The organism is Lactobacillus sp. YT155, assembly GCF_030504545.1.
Lineage (GTDB): Bacteria > Bacillota > Bacilli > Lactobacillales > Lactobacillaceae > BQUT01.
The window spans coordinates 13418-31657 of record NZ_JAUKWP010000003.1 but is presented as its reverse complement, the minus strand read 5'-3'; the positions used below and the strand labels follow the sequence as shown (position 1 = coordinate 31657).

20 protein-coding genes and 1 riboswitch are annotated in these 18240 nt (G+C 34.9%); of the genes, 1 reads left to right on the top strand and 19 read right to left on the bottom strand.

All coding sequences use genetic code 11. The features are described 5' to 3' along the window. Positions 1 to 129 precede the first annotated feature (129 nt). The 13 genes from Q2T76_RS04290 to mraZ form a co-directional block, all read right to left on the bottom strand. Positions 130 to 906 (bottom strand): RNA-binding protein, encoded by a 777-nt coding sequence (locus Q2T76_RS04290; RefSeq protein ID WP_302084289.1) that lies wholly within the window; start codon positions 904 to 906, stop codon positions 130 to 132. A 2-nt stretch (positions 907 to 908) separates the two neighbouring features. Beyond that, positions 909 to 1151 (bottom strand): YggT family protein, encoded by a 243-nt coding sequence (locus Q2T76_RS04285; RefSeq protein ID WP_302084481.1) that lies wholly within the window; start codon positions 1149 to 1151, stop codon positions 909 to 911. Positions 1152 to 1195: 44 nt separating this feature from the next. After that, positions 1196 to 1588, bottom strand: coding sequence for a cell division protein SepF (locus tag Q2T76_RS04280; protein WP_302084288.1), 393 nt, complete (start codon positions 1586 to 1588; stop codon positions 1196 to 1198). A 20-nt stretch (positions 1589 to 1608) separates the two neighbouring features. Then, a complete protein-coding gene (gene ftsZ / locus Q2T76_RS04275) occupies positions 1609 to 2895 on the bottom strand; it encodes a cell division protein FtsZ (RefSeq protein ID WP_302084287.1) in 1287 nt (428 codons plus the stop codon). 33 nt (positions 2896 to 2928) lie between these two features. Beyond that, positions 2929 to 4320 (bottom strand): cell division protein FtsA, encoded by a 1392-nt coding sequence (ftsA, locus tag Q2T76_RS04270; RefSeq protein ID WP_302084286.1) that lies wholly within the window; start codon positions 4318 to 4320, stop codon positions 2929 to 2931. Between the two features lie 96 nt (positions 4321 to 4416). Next, positions 4417 to 5169, bottom strand: a complete 753-nt coding sequence (locus tag Q2T76_RS04265) for a cell division protein FtsQ/DivIB (protein WP_302084285.1) — start codon at positions 5167 to 5169, stop codon at positions 4417 to 4419. Positions 5170 to 5178: 9 nt separating this feature from the next. Continuing rightward, entirely contained in the window at positions 5179 to 6270 is a 1092-nt protein-coding gene (murG, locus tag Q2T76_RS04260) for an undecaprenyldiphospho-muramoylpentapeptide beta-N-acetylglucosaminyltransferase (protein WP_302084284.1), read from the bottom strand. After that, the gene (gene murD, locus Q2T76_RS04255; RefSeq protein ID WP_302084283.1) at positions 6267 to 7640 is read right to left on the bottom strand and encodes a UDP-N-acetylmuramoyl-L-alanine--D-glutamate ligase; all 1374 of its coding nucleotides are present in this window, start codon (positions 7638 to 7640) and stop codon (positions 6267 to 6269) included. Before murD ends, murG begins: the two co-directional genes overlap by 4 nt. A gap of 18 nt (positions 7641 to 7658) precedes the next feature. Next, a complete protein-coding gene (gene mraY, locus Q2T76_RS04250; RefSeq protein ID WP_302084480.1) occupies positions 7659 to 8624 on the bottom strand; it encodes a phospho-N-acetylmuramoyl-pentapeptide-transferase in 966 nt (321 codons plus the stop codon). A gap of 16 nt (positions 8625 to 8640) precedes the next feature. Next, complete coding sequence (locus Q2T76_RS04245; RefSeq protein WP_302084282.1) at positions 8641 to 10809, bottom strand: penicillin-binding transpeptidase domain-containing protein; 2169 nt, start codon at positions 10807 to 10809, stop codon at positions 8641 to 8643. Beyond that, positions 10806 to 11186 carry a cell division protein FtsL gene (ftsL, locus tag Q2T76_RS04240; protein ID WP_302084281.1) on the bottom strand — a complete coding sequence of 127 codons (381 nt, stop codon included), beginning with the start codon at positions 11184 to 11186 and terminating at the stop codon, positions 10806 to 10808. The genes Q2T76_RS04245 and ftsL overlap by 4 nt, the downstream gene beginning before the upstream one ends. A gap of 17 nt (positions 11187 to 11203) precedes the next feature. Continuing rightward, positions 11204 to 12154: a 16S rRNA (cytosine(1402)-N(4))-methyltransferase RsmH gene (gene rsmH, locus Q2T76_RS04235; protein ID WP_302084280.1), complete on the bottom strand. Its 951-nt coding sequence runs from the start codon at positions 12152 to 12154 to the stop codon at positions 11204 to 11206. 8 nt (positions 12155 to 12162) lie between these two features. Further along, positions 12163 to 12594 (bottom strand): division/cell wall cluster transcriptional repressor MraZ, encoded by a 432-nt coding sequence (gene mraZ, locus Q2T76_RS04230; protein WP_302084279.1) that lies wholly within the window; start codon positions 12592 to 12594, stop codon positions 12163 to 12165. 226 nt (positions 12595 to 12820) lie between these two features. Between mraZ and Q2T76_RS04225 the strand changes: the two genes are divergently transcribed. After that, positions 12821 to 12931, top strand: a complete 111-nt coding sequence (locus Q2T76_RS04225; RefSeq protein ID WP_302084278.1) for a DUF4044 domain-containing protein — start codon at positions 12821 to 12823, stop codon at positions 12929 to 12931. Positions 12932 to 12957: 26 nt separating this feature from the next. Here the strand turns inward: Q2T76_RS04225 and thiT are convergent, their stop codons facing one another. The 6 genes from thiT to Q2T76_RS04195 form a co-directional block, all read right to left on the bottom strand. Beyond that, on the bottom strand, positions 12958 to 13539 hold the full coding sequence (gene thiT / locus Q2T76_RS04220) for an energy-coupled thiamine transporter ThiT (RefSeq protein ID WP_302084277.1): 582 nt from the start codon (positions 13537 to 13539) through the stop codon (positions 12958 to 12960). A 38-nt stretch (positions 13540 to 13577) separates the two neighbouring features. Next, positions 13578 to 13677: riboswitch (TPP riboswitch) on the bottom strand. Positions 13678 to 13749: 72 nt separating this feature from the next. Further along, positions 13750 to 14289 carry a rod shape-determining protein MreD gene (gene mreD, locus Q2T76_RS04215; protein ID WP_302084276.1) on the bottom strand — a complete coding sequence of 180 codons (540 nt, stop codon included), beginning with the start codon at positions 14287 to 14289 and terminating at the stop codon, positions 13750 to 13752. After that, positions 14289 to 15146 carry a rod shape-determining protein MreC gene (gene mreC / locus Q2T76_RS04210; protein ID WP_302084275.1) on the bottom strand — a complete coding sequence of 286 codons (858 nt, stop codon included), beginning with the start codon at positions 15144 to 15146 and terminating at the stop codon, positions 14289 to 14291. Before mreC ends, mreD begins: the two co-directional genes overlap by 1 nt. 54 nt (positions 15147 to 15200) lie before the next feature. After that, a complete protein-coding gene (locus Q2T76_RS04205; protein WP_302084274.1) occupies positions 15201 to 16199 on the bottom strand; it encodes a rod shape-determining protein in 999 nt (332 codons plus the stop codon). A gap of 93 nt (positions 16200 to 16292) precedes the next feature. After that, on the bottom strand, positions 16293 to 16949 hold the full coding sequence (gene radC, locus Q2T76_RS04200) for a DNA repair protein RadC (RefSeq protein ID WP_302084273.1): 657 nt from the start codon (positions 16947 to 16949) through the stop codon (positions 16293 to 16295). An 18-nt stretch (positions 16950 to 16967) separates the two neighbouring features. Then, positions 16968 to 18203 carry a folylpolyglutamate synthase/dihydrofolate synthase family protein gene (locus tag Q2T76_RS04195; RefSeq protein ID WP_302084272.1) on the bottom strand — a complete coding sequence of 412 codons (1236 nt, stop codon included), beginning with the start codon at positions 18201 to 18203 and terminating at the stop codon, positions 16968 to 16970. Positions 18204 to 18240 lie beyond the last annotated feature (37 nt).

The window sequence follows — 18240 nt, the reverse complement described above, 5'->3', positions numbered from 1 at the left end:
AGTGATATTTCAAAACCAGAGCATTATCAACCTCACACCACTTGTTGACTCGCTTTAATGTTAATTTTGAAACTTGTCTTTTGATTTACTTTACTGATTATAGTGGAAAAACTGTTTTTTTTCCAGTCATTATTTCTTCTTAATTGCACTCACACTCAGTTTCCATTTGGAATTTTGCGTTTGTCCATAAATCTCATTAATTTTAACTCTGCCATAACCACGAACACTAATCACATCATTGATTGAAATGAAATAATCCGCCTTACTAGTTTTAATCCAATTAACAGTTACTTTGCCATTTGCAATTAAGTCTTTGCCAGTTTGCCTGGAGAAGTTAAAAACACTAGCAGTAATACTATCAACTCGAAACGAACGACTGACAATATTCATTAGTTCATAATCGTCAGTAGGAAGTAATAGTTGATCAGAATTTATTTTGTGCAAACTGACAGAATTACTACCAATTCTCTTCACTTGTTCAACTACTAATTCACTCATCGTATCAATGACAAAAAACTGCCAGTAATGGCCATCGGTAATAATATCGCCATAACTATTACGATCAATACCTAAATTAACGAGAGCACCTAAAATTTGCGAATGCTTTAGCTTATTAAATTTCTCAGCGTAACGAATAGAAATTGCTTGAATTTGAAAGTCACTTTTTTCGAGTTGATAATACTTCGGAGCTATTATCGCTCTTTGACGTTCATTCTTATATCCGCCACCATTGAAATACAAATCTGTTTCTGGATAGTTATGACTAATGTTTTCAAGAATATACTGTTCTCTTTGATTTAAGAAGCTAGTAACTTGAAAATAGTTTTTTTGTTCTGCGCGTAAAAAGAGCTCTTCCATTCTTTGAATGAAACGCTCTTCTTCTGGTCGAAAATATTCTGAGCTCATTTTTATAAAATACTCAACAATATTCTACTTAAGATTTCTAATAGGATTATGGCAATTAATGGTGCAAAACTCATTCCCATAATTGATGGAACAACTCTATCTATCATATTTAAAAAAGGAGCAACCATCCTTGTTAGAATTTGTCCTAACTTAGACCGATACGCCCCCGGAAACCATGATAATAAAGCATATATTATGATAAGAACTTCGTAAGCCCCAATTAATCGTGCGATTACATAAGGCAAACCTATAAATATACTATCCAATGCTTTTATCCTTTTTTACTTAATTAATTTGAATTGCTTTGGTTAACTTCAAATTTTTGTGGTGTACATAAGAAAATTTTATCACCAACATTTTTGATTTCACCATCAATAGCAAACAAAGTACCTGTCAAGAAGTCAACAATTCTCTTTGATTGACTGTCATCAATCTTAGAAAAGTTAACGATAACTGCTTTATTTGAAAGTAGCATCTTTGCAATATCTTTAGTATCTGAATATGCAACTGGTTCTGAAATGACAATTTTACTTGTCTTTTTAGGATTATTTGCAGCAGACATAGGTACTACTTTTTCATCAGTATATTCTTCACTGATATATTCTTCATTTACTTCATTATTTGTATTGTAGTTTTCTTCATCACTCATACCGAAGAAATTACTTAGTTTTTCAAAAGCCATAATCTTAGTCCTCTACTTTCCTATTCTGGACGTCTACGCTTAAAGAATGGTGGTGTAGAATCATCACTATCTTTAATTTCATCAATGTTTGAATTGTCATTGAAAAGATCAAATTCTTGAGAGTCAACATTTGGAGTACTTGTTTGTGCATTAGCTTCTTCATTGGTTGGCATTGGTTCTGGTGCTTGATCTTTTGGTGTGTCATTCCAAATATCAAATGGATCGTTACTTTCATTTGATTTATTTTCTGTAGCAGTTTGATTAGGTGTATTTGGTTGAGCAACAGTAGCACTGTCACTTGAACCAAATGATGATTTGAATCCTCCAACTGAAGATCCACCACCTTGTTGTGACTTGTCAATTCCTGTAGCAATAACAGAAACTTTAACTTCATCACCAAGGTTTTCATCAATAGAAGTACCAAAGATAACATTGATATCACTACCAGCAGCATCTTGGACAATTTCGGAAGCTTCTTGGGCTTCAAATAGTGAAAGATCTGCTCCACCAGTAATATTAATCAATACTTGTTCAGCACCATCGATTGAAACTTCAAGTAATGGAGAAGAAATTGCCATGCTTGTAGCTTTTTGAATACGATCTTCACCACTTGCTTGACCAATTCCCATCAAGGCAGCACCTTGTTTTTCCATCACTGTCTTAACGTCAGCAAAGTCGACGTTAACATATCCAGCTGAAGTAATTAAATCTGAGATCCCTTGAACGCCTTGTCTCAATACATCATCAGCAAATTGGAAAGCTTCATCGATTGGTGTACGTTTATCAACAATTTCAAGCAACTTGTTGTTAGCAATTAGGATTAAGGAATCAACGTTTGCCTTTAGCTTAGCAATTCCATCAATCGCATTGCGGTCTTTATTTTGACCTTCAAAGATAAATGGTTTGGTAACAACTCCAACGGTTAAAGCTCCACTGTCTTTAGCAATTCGAGCGATAACAGGTGCAGCACCTGTACCAGTACCACCACCCATTCCGGCAGTTACAAAAATCATATCTGCTCCAGCAAGAGCTTCTTGAATTTCTGTTTCACTTTCTTCAGCTGCTTTTTCACCAATTTCTGGATTAGCTCCAGCTCCTAGTCCACGAGTTAACTTAGGACCAATTTGAATTCTTTTTTCAGCTTGGGAATTTTCTAGAGCTTGAACATCAGTATTAGCAACAATAAACTCAACTCCACTAATACCCTCTTTAATCATTCTATTAACAGCGTTTCCGCCGGCACCACCAACACCAATAACTTTGATTACGGCTGAGGTATTATTTTGTGAATCTAATGAATATTCCATATCAATGTCTCTCCTAATCTGATTCCAGAGTTTTTAGTCAAAAAACTTATTCCAAAATCCTTTAACTGCATTTCCTGTTTTTTTAGTTTTATTATCTACTGATTGATTATTTACTTCTGGTTTTTGACGATCAACAGCAGGATTATTTGTTTCTTTAGTACTCTTTGGTTGAGGTGAATCTTTTTTATTGGTAAATCTTCCCATCAATCCTTGAGTATTGGTAGGTTCTTTTGCTGCTTGATTACCACCAAGATCGATTGAATTACCAGTAACAATACTATTAGCAATCTTATCGATATCTGATAGCATTGCAGCGTAATAAACATCTCCCAATCCAATTGAAAAGGCTGGATAACGCATTCCTACTTGTTGAGGAATATAAACCTTTGTATTAACTTGGAAGATTCGGCTAGCTAATGAATCAATCCCTGGCGTAGCAGCTACCCCACCGGTAATAATTATACCACCTGGTAAATCAAGTGCATTACTTTCTTCAAGCTTAGTCTTGAGTCGACTAAAAATCTGTTCTAACCTAGCTTCAATGATTTCTGATAGATACTTAGTTGAAACATTTTCTGGTTCGTTTTTACCAACAATTTCTGCTGGGAAAACTTCATTATCTGAAACCAAGTTTGAATCAGCATTACCATAATAAATCTTATAGTGGCTGGCATTTTCAACGTTAGTATTTAAAACCACCGAAATATCATGAGTTATATGATTACCACCTTCGTAATCAACTTCTGTCATCTTCAATGACTTATCATGAATTACAGAAGCTGAGGTTTGACCAGCACCCATTTCAATAATAATTGAACCAAAGTTACGTTCACCTTCAGATAAAGCAATATTACTTAGGGCAACTGGAGCAACTACTTCATGAGATATATTCAAACCAGCTTTTTTAACTGCTGATTGAAGATTGTATACGATATTTCTTGGGGCAGTATACAAAATTCCGTTCATTTCTAAGCGCACACCAATCATGCCTCGAGGATCCCTAATATTGCTGAATCCATCCACGCTGAATTTGAGTGGTTTCAATGTAACAACTTCACTTTGTCCCTGAAGATTTTGCACCATAGCTGCCGTCATAACTTGACGAACGTCATCTTCGGTAATTTCTCTTGATTGTGTACCGACAGCAATCATGCTTTGGCATGGCTCAATTTTGAGCATGCTTGAAGGAATATTGATTACTACGTCTTCAATTTTTAAATTAGCTTGTTGTTCAGCCTTGGAAATGGCTGCTTTTATCGATTCTGAGGCCTTATCAATATCAACGATAACACCGCGACTTACACCCTCAGATCTTTGGCTACCGACACCAATTACATTAACCTTACCCGTAACAGCTTCGGCAACAACAACTTTTATCGAGCTAGTACCAATGTCTAGCCCCACAAAAATTTCTGAATTATCCATAATTGCCCCCATAGACTATAAAGTTTTTATAACTTTATATATTCCATAAAAGTTTAACATAAAAAGAGATTAATTTTGAACTATTAACCTAATAAATTAAGAAAAAGGATAAGAATATGCGCCGATTTCTAAATCAACAACACCTTTTTTACCCATCTGACTCGAAATACTAGGATAATAGACTAATTTCTTCCTCATAGTTCTAATATCTACTATAACCTCATTATCGTCATTCATAAACAATCTAGCCTTGTATTTATTCAAATCAGAAGGCGTATATTTTATTTCGGAAATGGAGTTTTTCATCTTGGCATTTAACTTACTATATTCAGTTATCGTTTGATCCAGAATTTTTTTATCTTTAAAATCAACGAAAATCGGATGATTTCCAATCGGCAACTTTTGACCTTGAGTTAATTTTTTTCCATTAACAAGAATCTTGTAATACTGATCATTCTTGGCAATGTAACCGACTGTCTCGTATTCTTTCACATGAATTTTTAGTTGATTGATTGACTTAAATTGAACACTAGCAGACTTAACTGATTTTAAGTTGTTCAAAATATTGTCTTGATATTGTGATTTTGTAAAAAGAACACTAAGCATAAGCGTATTGGTATTAATCTTTGAAGCATCGATAACCTGTTGTTCACCTAATTCATTCAATCCTTCGACTTCAACTGTTTTCACTTTGGAAACTGAAGAACCAAAATAAGCACAGATTAAGACAACAAAAACTACTCCAAAGATAACAAGATTCTTTTTGTTTTCCTTGAAGAAGTTTCGCCGATTCTTTTTTTGTTTTTGCTTGTTCTTAACCACAGAAAGTCTACTTTTTTGTTCAGTCATTTTTTCTCACTACTTCGTTAAATCTAACATCTGATCAATCAATAAATCTGCTGCATCGGGCATTCCTAATTTCTTAGAATTATCAGCCATTTCGTCGTGTAACTGCTTATCATTCATAATTTGATTGACTACTTCCATCAAACTCTTGTCATTCAAATCAGGCTCTTTAATCATCTTAGCAGCATTTACTTTAGTCAAAATTTGAGCATTTGTTGTTTGATGATCATGAGTAACATATGGACTAGGAATGAAAACTGCAGGAATTCCTAACGCAGTGATTTCAGCAATACTTGTTGCCCCTGAACGACCAACAATCAAATCCACATCAGGTAAAATTTCCGGCATATTATCAATATATGAAACTACCGAAACATTTTCATAATCAGTGTCTTTAATCGCCTCTTTGACGTAATCATAATGAATTTTTCCAGTTGCAAAAAGTACTTGATATGACTGCTCACTAAATTCCTTCAAACAGCCAATTACAGCACGATTCAATGGCTCTGCTCCACGACTTCCACCAAAGATTAGTACGGTAGGAATTTTAGGATCTAAACCAAATTCTTGCAGACGATTATTTTTCTTAATTCCTGCTACTTCTTGAGCTCTTGGATTACCAGTCAGCACTAGCTTATCTTTTTCTTTAAACTCACTTGCCACTTCTTGAAATGAAATAGCAATTTTATTAACGAAGTTTCCTAAAAATTTATTAGTTACTCCAGCAATTGAATTTTGTTCATGAATAATTGTGGGAATTTTTAAAGTATGTGCAGCATAAACAATTGAGCTGGAAACATAGCCACCAGTTCCCACCACAATGTCTGGTTTGAACTGTTTGATGATTTTACGTGCCTTAAAAATTCCTTCAATAAATAATTTAACGGTGATTACATTTTGAAAGGATAACTTTCGCTTAAAGCCTTGAATTTCAACCGTTTCAAAAGGAATATCTAGTTCCTTTACAATGCGGCTTTCCAACCCTTTTTGAGTACCAACGTACAAAACATCATCCAAGAGGTTTCGTTTCTTCAATTGTTTAATCAAGGCAATGGCTGGATAAATATGTCCACCCGTTCCACCTCCGGATATAATTACTCTCATTGGTCGGTTTCCTTTCTAATTTTTTCAACTTCAGCAATGAATTCATCACCACGTTGCTCGAAGCTATCATATTGATCCCAACTTGCACAAGCTGGTGATAATAAGATTATTTCCTCTGGTTCGCTAAGCTCAAACGCTTTTTGTGTTGCTTCTTTTAAATCAGCAACTTTAACAATTGTCGAAACTTTTGCTGCTTGAGCTGTTTCGACTAGTTTATCAGCTGTTTGACCAAAAGCCACTAAGGTTTTAACATTCTTTAAATTTGGAATTAATTCGTCAAACCCATTTCCACGATCCAAGCCACCGGCAATCAAGTTAATCGGTTGTTTAAATGCAGTCAAAGCTACCGTAGTTGCCTCGATATTAGTTGCCTTAGAATCATTGTAGAATTTTCGTTGATTAACTGTCTCGACAAATTGAATTCGGTGTTTAACCCCAGTAAAAGTAGTCAAAACATTTTGAATATGTTCATTTGAAATGTTTAACAGCTTAGCTGCACAAATTGCCGCCATGGCATTTTCTACATTATGACTTCCGGGAATTCTAATTTCATCAACAGGGATAATTTTCTCACCTTGAAAATAGATAGCATCATCTTGAATATAAGCACCTTCTTGGAATTTGTCACCTTTTGTAAACGGAATTATTTGTGCCTGACTTTGTTTGACTAAATCAATCCATTCTTCATCATCATAATTAACCACAAAATAATCTTGAGCAGTTTGATTCTTAGTAATATTCATTTTGGCATCAATGTAGTTTTCGCGACTACCGTGATAATCAAGATGAGCTGAGTATATGTTGGTTAGTACTGCTATCTTGGGATGTAATTCTTTGACACCCATCAATTGAAAACTCGATAACTCAGCCACTAAGTAATCATTTTTTTCGGCAACTTGAGCGACGTTACTCAACGCTAGTCCAATGTTCCCACCAGTGAAAACTTTATGTTCCTTTGTTTGACTAGCGAGCATTTGTGAAATCAAAGTTGTCGTAGTGGTTTTCCCGTTAGTCCCTGTTACCGCAACCATTTGCCCTTCTAAAACTTCATAGGCAAGTTCCGGTTCAGTCAGAATCGGAATATTTCTTTTTTCAGCTTCTTGGGCCATCACATTGGAATATGGAATTCCGGGATTTTTGAACATATATTCAAAACCTTGATCGAATAAATCCAATGGATGAGAGCCAGTAATAATCTTGACTCCCGAATTTTCTAGTTCTTGGATATCTGAATTAATAGGTGCTTCTTGGCTATCATTAATAATAACAATTGCTCCTAGTTTTACTAGAAGTTTGCTGACAGCTATTCCTGATCTTCCTAGCCCTAAAACTAAAACTTTTTTGTTTTGATAAGTTTTGATATCCTTCAACTTTTATAACCTCTTTTTTTATAAGAAAATCATTAGATAAATACTTGAACAGATTAAAGCAAAAAACCAGAACGTAATATCAATTTTCCATTCACTCCAACCTAGCATTTCAAAATGATGATGAATTGGTGTCATTTTAAATATTCTTCTCTTAAATAGTTTAAATGAACCGACTTGTAGGATGACACTAGCTGTTTCAATTACATAGATTAAACCAATCAGTAATAACGACCATGGACGTTGCAAGATTAATGCAATTGCCGCTAATCCACCACCAAGGGCAAGTGAACCAACATCGCCCATAAAAATCTTAGCAGGTTTGTGATTATAGATTAGAAAGGCAATCATGCCACCAACCACTGAGAAACAAATTATTGCAATATCGCCACGTGCTTGATCCAAAGCAATAATTCCATAAGTTCCATAAGATATAGCAGTTAATCCAGCTACTAATCCATCTAATCCATCGGTTAAGTTGACCGCATTTGAGAACCCGACTAACCAAAAAATAGCAAAGAAGATAAAGAATGGAACTGAACTAACGTCTCCAATAAAAGGAAGATTAATTGAAATTGAGAATTTTTCATGGAAATAAACTAGAACAAAAATAATTCCAATTATTACCTGACCTAAGAATTTCTGCCAAGCACGTAAGCCCAGATTTCTCTTGAGATTCACTTTAATAAAATCATCATAGAATCCTAACAAACCGAATAAAATAATCACGGCAGTAACAATGATTAGAGATAAGGTATTTTGGTGCTTGTAAAAGCCCATAAAAATATTATTGATGGCAATTGCTAATAGAAAAACCACCCCACCCATTGTCGGCGTTCCTGATTTTTTCTCATGCCAACTTGGACCTTCTTCTCTAATTTGTTGACCTTCGTCTTTCATTCGTAAATAGCCAATAAACAAAGGCAAGATGATAACTGTGATAGCGAAGCTACCAACAATTGAAATTAAATATTCTGATAACATTATTACTCCTTAAGTAACACTATCTACCGGCAAGTGTCACCTCGATATTTTTTTTGCCTGACATTATTTCACCAGGTTTCAGATTTTGGCTAGTAACATAACCCGAGCCTTTAGTTTTAATCTTAATTCCCGTAACTTCTGATAATTTCAAAATATCACTTTGTGACCAATTTGAAACATCTGGCATCGTCATTGCACCATTAGTTAATAATAACACCTTTTGACCACTTAAAATTTTGGCTTTTGACTTAGGTAACTGCTGAACAATTTTTGAACCAGTTCCAATCACACATGGTGTTAATCCTAGTTTAGTAACTTTTTGCTTAGCTTCTTCAACAGATTCACCAATTAAATCACCTACTTCAATTTGGCTAATTGAGCTAGGTGCTTGTTTAACAGTCGATTGTAATAGTCTTTGTGCCAAGGGATTAAAGATTTCTGATAAAATCTTTTCGGCAGATTGAGTCATTCTTTGTGGCTGTTTAATAGTAATGTAAACAATATATCTTGGATTATTAGCTGGTAAGATTCCCATTACGGAATAGATATAATTACTTGAACCAGTTAAGTATCCTCCATTTGGTGAAGCAATCTGAGCAGTACCAGTTTTGACTGCAATGTTATTTTCATAGCCAGGAATTGCATACACGCGACCAGTTCCGTAATCGGCACTGACAACTTGCTTCATTGCATCCATTACCTGATCAGCCGTTTCTTTCTTAATTGGCGTTCCAGCTGATTGAGTTTTAGTTTTTTCAACAACTTCTTCGGTATTCGGATTGACAACCTTATCAACAATGTAAGGTTTAATCATTTTCCCACCGTTAGCGATTGCTGAAGTTGCTTGAAGCATTTGTAAGGTATTAACATTAATACTTTGTCCAAATGAGGTCATTGCTTGATCAGATCTGTGTTCGAAAGAAATTGCTCCGTTGGTTTCATTAGGAAGAGTGATACCGGTCTTCTCTCCCATTTTGAATTTCTTCAAATAGTCTAGCCAAACATCACTACCCATTGCTTGTTCAAGCTTTACCATCCCAACATTACTAGAACGTGGAAAGGCTTGGCTCAAAGGAATGCTTCCCCATCCAGTCTTATTCCAATCACTAATGGTACGATCATCAACTTTGACACTACCTGATTGATAGTAGCCATTAGGATTGTAATTACCAGAATCAATTGCTGCTGATAGAGTCATGATTTTCATAACCGAACCCGGCTCATATTGATCTTCAACAAGCGTATTTTTCCAACTATCTGATAGGCCAGATAAATTAGATGGATTAAAAGTTGGGCGTTGAGACATCGCACGAATTGCCCCAGTTTTTGAATCCATTACTACTGCTTTTAGTTCTCTTGGTTGATATTTGCTTTGAACATCACTCATCAAAATTTCTAAATAGTCTTGAATTTTTGAATCAATTGTTAAATAGACATCATCGCCATCTTTTGATTGTTTCTGAACAACTTTAGTTTCTGGGAGTTCGTTACCTGAAGTATCAACTTTTGAAATTTTAATTCCGTCTTTACCAGCTAGTTGGTTATCAAATTCCTTTTCAATTCCCATAATGCCGCTAATTTTTTGAATATCAGTGGCATCTTTTTTATTCTCAACTTTAGTAATCCCAACTAGGTTTGAGGCAAAAATTCCGTTCGGATATGATCTTGAAGGTGTTTTAAAGAATTTAATTCCCGGTAATTTTTCTGCAGAGATCTCTTCCTTAGTATGTAAGGAAAGTTTCTTTCCGGCTGATCCAAACTCCACTTGGAAGGCTTTCTTTTTTGAATTTAAATACTTCAAAATTGTTTCTTTGTCTAAGGCAAGATACTTACTGAGGACTTCAGCTGTTTTTTCTTTATCTTTGACGTAGTCAATCTTACCGGTCTTAGTGCGGTTTTGTTTATCCAAAATAGCGTAGATAGAAAATTCGCCAGCATTAGAAGCCACCATATCACCATTGGCATCGAAAATATTCCCACGTTGGGCAATTAAAGGATTCTTTTGGGTATATTTAAATTTGGTTCGATAACTCAGATTTTGTCCTTTTGCCTGTCCAGTCATTGCAATCTTTGCAAATTGAAAAATGAAAATAACAAAAATAAGAGCAAATGCAGCTACCAACACTTTGGCAAATAGTGTCCTGCTCGATTTTGCTCTTAAATTATTTTTTTTGTGATTATTATTCATTTTGAAACGTTCCTAACATTAGCGTTGCTCACATTCATATTATGTTGTTGAGCATATTGTGTTAGTCTTTGTGAACTCGTCAACTCACCTACTTCTTGTCTTAAATCGACATTCTTACTGGTAACAGAATCAAGTGAATTACTAGCTTTTTGTAGTTGTTGTGAGGTAATTGTAGTTGAAACTTTCACAGAAACTAGGGCAATCATAAGTACCATTGTAACAACTCCTAGCGCAGCTAACAAGAAACCCTCAAGTTTTGAAACTGGAACGCTTTTGGTTTGAACCTTTTTAACCGTCTCACGGCGAGTTTCCGGTTGTCTTAAAGGTTGCTCATATGTATATGTTTCATAATTTCTAGCTGTATTGTTATTATCCATGGTAACTTCCCCATTTATTAATTACGATTATTAATTTTTTCAACCACCCGTAACTTAGCACTGTGTGAGCGGCGATTATCCTCAAGCTCATCATCTGTTGGCAATACGGGTTTTTTGGTAATCATTTTTAAGGTTGGTTGTAAATCATCTGGAATGACTGGCAACCCCCGAGGAATTTCAACCTCGGAAAATTCTTTAAACATCTGCTTAACAATTCGATCTTCTAAAGATTGAAAAGTAATGACACAGATTCTTCCGCCTAGATCAACTAAATCAATAGCTGCCATCAAAGATTTTTCTAGTGAACCAAGTTCATCATTTACCGCAATTCGAATTGCTTGAAACGATCTTTTGGCAGGATGACCACCGGTTCTTCTAGCGGCTGCTGGAATTGCTTCTTTGATAAGCTCTGCTAATTCCGTTGTCGTTTCAATTGGTTGTTGTTCACGGTTCTTTTCAATTGAACGAGCAATTTTTTTAGCAAATTTCTCATCACCATAACGAAACAAAATTCTAACTAATTCCTCATATGGCCAATCATTGACGATTTGATATGCATCAAGTTCTTGATTTTGATCCATTCTCATATCTAGACGTGCAGATTTTTTATAACTGAAACCTCTAGTCGGATCGTCGAATTGTGGAGATGAGACTCCCAAGTCATAAATGATGCCGTCGACTTTTTCTATATTGAGCGCTTCTAGTTGTGTGGCTAAATCTTGAAAATTAGCTTTGACCATTATTAATTCATTGTTTGAATTATCAGCGACTTCTTTTGCTAATAATTCTCCAGCTTCAATCGCTGTATTATCACGATCAAAGGCAATCACTCTACCGCCATCTAATTGACTTAGAATTTTTCTGGTATGACCACCACGTCCAAAAGTTGCATCAATATATGTTCCTGTGGGAGAAACGTTCAAATATCTAACTGTTTCTTCTAATAAAACTGTTGTATGTTCAAACATTTCTACTCCTACAAGTCAAAGTCCATCATTTTCTCTGATATTTCATCAAAGTTTTCTGCTGCATCAGTACTGAACTGATCCCATTTTTCTTGATCCCAAATTTCAATTCGATCAGAAACACCGACAATTACACAATTCTTTTTTAAATTCGCATAATTCATTAAGGAAGAAGAAATATTAATTCTTCCTTGTTTGTCGATTTCAGTTTCTGTTGCCGAAGCATAGAAGAATCTAACGAATGCACGTGCATCCTTTTTAGTTAAGGGTAGTTGATCAAGTTGTTTTTCCAACTTTTTCCATTGGTCATTTGGATATCCGAATAAACATCCGTCCATACCTTTAGTCAAAACAAAATCATGACCTAAGTTCTGTCGAAATTTTGCAGGAACGATAACACGTCCTTTTGTATCTAAAGAATGGCTATATTCACCCATGAACATCCAAATCACCTCCTTACCCTTTCCTAATAAATATAATATTACCACAACCCACCACTTCGTACCACATAATTCCACAAAAAAGTTATAAAAATGAAAAGACCACCCTAAAATCCTAATATAATAGGATTTTAAAAGGTGGTTTTTGGTGGGGGATATTTAATTTATTTGAATAATTAAGTTAATTGAAGTAAAATTCTCAATAACAATTAATTAGGATGTGTATTGAATGGACAAGAAACCTAGTACTTTATCAAAAATTACTAAAATATTTGTTTGGCTTATGTTACTCATTATCATTGGCGGAGTTGTTTTTGCCGCCGTTGCATCAATCGCGTAAAAAAATCGCCCTTACGGGCGATTTTTTTATCTCTTCGGAATTAATAATGTTTTCATTGAAGGTTTCAACAGAACTAGAACTACTAAAACTAAAACTACATTGGCTAAAGCACTGCCACCATTAACGGTTAGTGAATAGATCCAAGGATTCATACCTTTAGGAGCATACATACCCCAATAATATCCACCAGCAATAAAATGAATTAGATATTTTCCAAAAATACCTAGAGTCGCATAGCCTAATGCTGGAGCAAGAATACTCTTACCAGCATGAATTCGTGCCTGAACAGTTTTATAACCAAGACCAGCTAACCCAACTAAAGCAAAGGCAATGAAATATTCCAAAAATCCTTGAAGTGGATTCAAGACACTTCCGTTACCAAGGCCTCTTAGAATTAGATCTAAAATACCCCAGACAAATCCAGATAAAGTAGCTGGCAAAAATCCTCTTCTAAAAGCATAAATGGTCAACGGTACCAAACCGTATGAAAATTCAACTGCTGAAATTCCAGTTGTATGTGGTAAGTAATTCAAAGCCATTGCTAAAGCAGTAATAATGGCTCCTTCGACGGTAACTGACAAAACGTCAGCTTTTTTTGTTGTTTGCATATAAAAAAACTCCTTTCATGATTTAGTCATCACAAAAGGAGTTTCCTCCACACAAATCCCTACGCTTGTACTAACAAACAGGTTCTAAGGGTCTGACATTACATCACTCTCAGCCAAAAGGCTCCCCTTTGTGAGACTATTTAATTTTTTAAATTAACAACAACTTAAAATTATACCAAGATAACAAAAAAGGCAAGTAAAACTTGCCTTTTAAAACACTCTTCTTAAATCAATTAATTTATAAATTAACCATGACAATGGCACATATAGTAGAAGAAAAATAATCAAATTGAACCAGACTGTTGGCCAAATTGTAAATGATAGAAAATCAATAAAATTCAAATTCACAGTTTTAAAGATTAAACCTAATACAAACACTACGGTATGCATTGCCACTAGTACTAGTAGATAATATGAGGTTTCAATAATGATTGAATCAGGAAAATATTCTTTAGCAAATAACAACAAACTGACAAACAGTGGCAAAATTACCGTATAGACACCGAATATATTCATATAGTAAATGTCGTATAAAAATCCAAAAACAAATGAATAGACAATCAGCTCACGGTTCATGTCAAACTTAAAAGCAAACATGACAAAAACCATCAACATTATTTGTGGCAAACCATTATTATTCCCACTGTTCAAAAAATCTAATCCTAATTTCAAGATTCCATCTAAATAAAAAGCAACGGCCAACATAACAAATGGGCCAATAACTTTGAATGTGTTAACGACTCTCTTCATTAGTTATCACCTACGCTTCTATCAATAACCGTCACAACTGTGAACTTAGTTAAATCAGTAGCCGGTTTAATATAGATAACATTTGAAAGTCCGTAGTTATCTTTTTTAACACTTAGAACTTTTCCAATATACAATCCACGTGGAGTGATTCCACCTAAACCAGAGGTAATAATTTTTTGCCCCGTCACAACCCCATCAACTGTATTCACTTGTGTCATTTCAAGCAATCCAGAATTAGTATTATAACCTGTAATAACTCCGTTAACGTTCAATGAAGTTGACAATACTTCAGCTGCAAAACGGTTACTTGAGGAATTCTCAGATGAAATTAACTCTACTTTGGAACTAGTTTTATTAACATCAGCAATTCGACCGATCAAACCCGAACCAGACATAACTGGCATATTCTTCTTGATTCCTTTTAGAGAGCCACGATTAATAGTTAAATAATTTTGCCAGTCACTTGGTGAACGGTTGATAACTGAAGCATTGATTCGCGAATAATCAGTCAAAGTATTATAAAGATCTAGTTGTTTCTTCAAATCCTTATTTTCATTATTCTTAGTACTTAGTTCAACTTTAGTTTGTTCATATTCACTTAATTTAGCTTTTAGACGTTTATTCTCGGAATAAGTGTTCATCAAATCTGAAGCGTTATTTCCAAAGTTACGAATTGCATTAACCGGAGTAGAAATGATTCTCCCAAATAAACTGGTAGTATCATTACCAGCTTGTTGGAAAAATGGTGAGTCATTTTTATTATCACGAATATTCAAAGATACAGCTATTAATCCAAAAGTAAAAATAACCGCAATCATCAAGATAATTAATTTTTTATTTGAGAAAAACTTATTCATTCTTTACTACTCCCAATACTTAAAGAAAAAGTGGATTATTCATCCACAAATCTGTTAGTGACGTCTGATAACGTCGATATTTTTAAGAGATTCTCCAGTTCCAATAGCTACACATTCAAGTGCATCTTGTGCGATGAAAACTGGAACACTAGTTTCATCAGAGATAACTTCTGCAAGATTTCCAAGCAAAGCTCCACCACCAGTTAAAACGATTCCGTGATCAATAATATCAGCGGCAATTTCGGGTGATGTTTCTTCAAGAGTTTCTTTAACAGCAGTAACAATTTCATTAACGTCTTCTTGAATAGCACGAGCTGCATCAACTGAAGTTAATTCGATAGTCTTAGGAAGACCTGTCATCAAGTCACGTCCACGAATTGAAATGGATTTTCCTTCATCAGCTTTTTGAACTGAAGCTGAGCCAATTTCCATTTTGATTTGTTCAGCAGTTCTTTCACCAACTAATAGACTGTATTGTTGTCTGATGTATGAAATGATAGATTCATCGAACTTATCACCCGCAACACGAATTGAACGTGATGAAACGATTCCACCTAAAGCAATTGTAGCAACATCAGTAGTTCCACCACCAATATCAACTACCATACTACCAGTTGGATCCATTACAGGAAGTCCTGCTCCAATAGCTGCAGCAAATGGTTCTTCAATTACATAAGCTTCTTTAGCTCCTGCTTGTTGAGTAGCTTCAACAACAGCGCGCTTCTCAACTTCAGTTACGCCACTTGGTACACAAACCATAACTAAAGGTTTAGTATTGCCAATGGTTTTTTCCAAGAAGTATTTCATCATGGCAGCCGTTGTATCATAGTCAGCAATAACTCCGTCCTTCATTGGACGAATTGCAACAATGCTCCCCGGTGTTCTACCAATCATTTCACGTGCTTCTTCTCCGACCGCAACAACTTCACCTGTCGAAGTATTTTTTGCAACAACGGAAGGTTCGTTCAAAACTATTCCTTTACCGTCAACGTATACAAGTGTGTTCGCTGTACCTAAATCAATCCCTATATTTCTTGTGCCAATTCCAAACAAAATAAACCGCTCCTTTAGTTACGTAATATTAGAAAGATTATATCATAAATAGATTCAAAAAAAGATGCCTATTTAACTTACCCGGCTATTTTCCTACATTAGCGACTCCTCTTTCAAGCTAAGATAGGAATCTTTACCAATAATTAAATGATCCAATAGTTCGCAACCTATCAACTCACTACATTTCAATAATCGATTAGTAAATTCGAGATCGGCATCAGATACCGATATAATACCGCTCGGATGATTATGGGCCACAATAAATTTAGATGCGGAAAGTTGCAAACAACGACGAAAAATATCTCGTGGATGAACCGTTGTCGAATTCAATGTTCCTTTAAAGATATTATCTAGTTTAATAATCTGATTCTTCGTGTCCAAATAAACCACCATAACCAGTTCCTGAGTTTGTCCAGTTAACTTATTAATTAACAACTCGCCAATGGCTTTACTAGAATTAATTTCTTGATATCTGACAGTTTTGCCCGCCTGTACTCGTTTGCCAAGTTCAATTGCAGCTTTAATTTCGATAGCTCGGCATTTCCCCAATCCCTTAATTTCTTGGAGTTGTTTAATACTTGCAAAATCAACTTCAGCTATATTTTGATATTTATTCAAAAAATCATGGGCAATTTCTTCAACTGATGCAGACTTATTTCCCGATCTAATCAACAACTTGATAATTTCAAAATCATTTAAACTCTCAACACCAAATTCGGCTGCCGTTTCTCTAATATCGATTTCACTCACCTCATTACTAAAATGAAATTACGTAAAATCTTGTCGAACTAGTGAAACAAAATGAATCGACCCAGTTACTAATAAAGTTTCATCTGAATCTTCTCGAACAAAATCAGTAATAAATTGATGCCAGTCATTTATGAATGGATATTCAAGCTGGCTTTGAACAATATCATCTTGACTTAGACTCCGATTTTCCTCAAAAGTTGTTAAAGTTATATCCGATGAAATCTTCGACAATTCCTTTAGAACAGCCTGGAAATTTTTGTCTTTCATAATAGCCACTAAAATTTTCACATCTTGCTTTTGAAAAGTTCTAACTAGTTCCTTTGCTGCATGTACATTATGAGCGCCATCAAGGACTATTCGAGGATGATTACGGATAACTTGTAGGCGAGTTAACATCTGAACTTGAGAAATCGATTGTCTGATGATTTGTACATCGATTTCTTGTTGTCGCAATTTTTGATATTCAATAAATGCTTCAATTGCTACTGTGGCATTTTTAATTTGAAAATCTCCTGCCGTTGCTAACATTAAGTCGTTAATTGATAATTCATTCGATTGGAACTTGAAATTTTCATCAACAATTTTTGAAGCGTGAAAATCACTACCATATTTTAGTAGTTTAGCAGATTCTACCTGAGCTTTTTCTTCAAATATTGACCATAATTCAGCCTCAATATCACCTAAAATTGCCACACTATTTCTTTTAATGATTCCAGATTTTTCAACTGCAATATCCTCTAGTGTTGGTCCAATCAGAGCTTGATGATCCAAACCAATATTATTAATTACGGCAATGTCGGCATCAACAACGTTGGTTTTATCCCGGTATCCGCCAATCCCAACTTCAATCACTGCCACATCTACTTGATGCAAACTAAAATATAGAAAACCTAAAATAGTTACGAATTCAAATTCTACTAACGAAATCTCACCAGCTACATTTTTAACTTGTTCAACTAAGTGAATTAATTCCTCATCAGAAATAAAACGATTATTAATCTGAATTCGCTCGTTGAATTCTTCGATATAAGGCGAAGTGAACATCCCTACCTGATAATCAGAATTAATCAGCATTTGATTAATAAAATGAGCCACTGACCCTTTGCCATTTGTGCCGGTGATATGAATCGTCTGATAATCATTTTGCGGATTATTTAAGCGACTCAAAACTTCTTTGATATTTGCGAAGTCCGCCGTCTTATGAAACTTAGGTAATCCATGAATATATTTAATTGTTTCTTCAACTTTTGTCATAAATTAGTTATACCAAAAAAGCAGGCTTTCGCCTACT

Excerpts from the sequence above, each read along its gene's own strand:
- Q2T76_RS04290 (WP_302084289.1), bottom strand. The coding sequence starts at position 906 with ATGAGCTCAGAATATTTTCGACCAGAAGAAGAGCGTTTCATTCAAAGA.
- Q2T76_RS04280 (WP_302084288.1), bottom strand. The coding sequence starts at position 1,588 with ATGGCTTTTGAAAAACTAAGTAATTTCTTCGGTATGAGTGATGAAGAA.
- ftsZ (WP_302084287.1), bottom strand. The coding sequence starts at position 2,895 with ATGGAATATTCATTAGATTCACAAAATAATACCTCAGCCGTAATCAAA.
- ftsA (WP_302084286.1), bottom strand. The coding sequence starts at position 4,320 with ATGGATAATTCAGAAATTTTTGTGGGGCTAGACATTGGTACTAGCTCG.
- Q2T76_RS04265 (WP_302084285.1), bottom strand. The coding sequence starts at position 5,169 with ATGACTGAACAAAAAAGTAGACTTTCTGTGGTTAAGAACAAGCAAAAA.
- murG (WP_302084284.1), bottom strand. The coding sequence starts at position 6,270 with ATGAGAGTAATTATATCCGGAGGTGGAACGGGTGGACATATTTATCCA.
- Q2T76_RS04245 (WP_302084282.1), bottom strand. The coding sequence starts at position 10,809 with ATGAATAATAATCACAAAAAAAATAATTTAAGAGCAAAATCGAGCAGG.
- ftsL (WP_302084281.1), bottom strand. The coding sequence starts at position 11,186 with ATGGATAATAACAATACAGCTAGAAATTATGAAACATATACATATGAG.
- rsmH (WP_302084280.1), bottom strand. The coding sequence starts at position 12,154 with ATGTTTGAACATACAACAGTTTTATTAGAAGAAACAGTTAGATATTTG.
- mraZ (WP_302084279.1), bottom strand. The coding sequence starts at position 12,594 with ATGTTCATGGGTGAATATAGCCATTCTTTAGATACAAAAGGACGTGTT.
- Q2T76_RS04225 (WP_302084278.1), top strand. The coding sequence starts at position 12,821 with ATGGACAAGAAACCTAGTACTTTATCAAAAATTACTAAAATATTTGTT.
- thiT (WP_302084277.1), bottom strand. The coding sequence starts at position 13,539 with ATGCAAACAACAAAAAAAGCTGACGTTTTGTCAGTTACCGTCGAAGGA.
- mreD (WP_302084276.1), bottom strand. The coding sequence starts at position 14,289 with ATGAAGAGAGTCGTTAACACATTCAAAGTTATTGGCCCATTTGTTATG.
- mreC (WP_302084275.1), bottom strand. The coding sequence starts at position 15,146 with ATGAATAAGTTTTTCTCAAATAAAAAATTAATTATCTTGATGATTGCG.
- Q2T76_RS04195 (WP_302084272.1), bottom strand. The coding sequence starts at position 18,203 with ATGACAAAAGTTGAAGAAACAATTAAATATATTCATGGATTACCTAAG.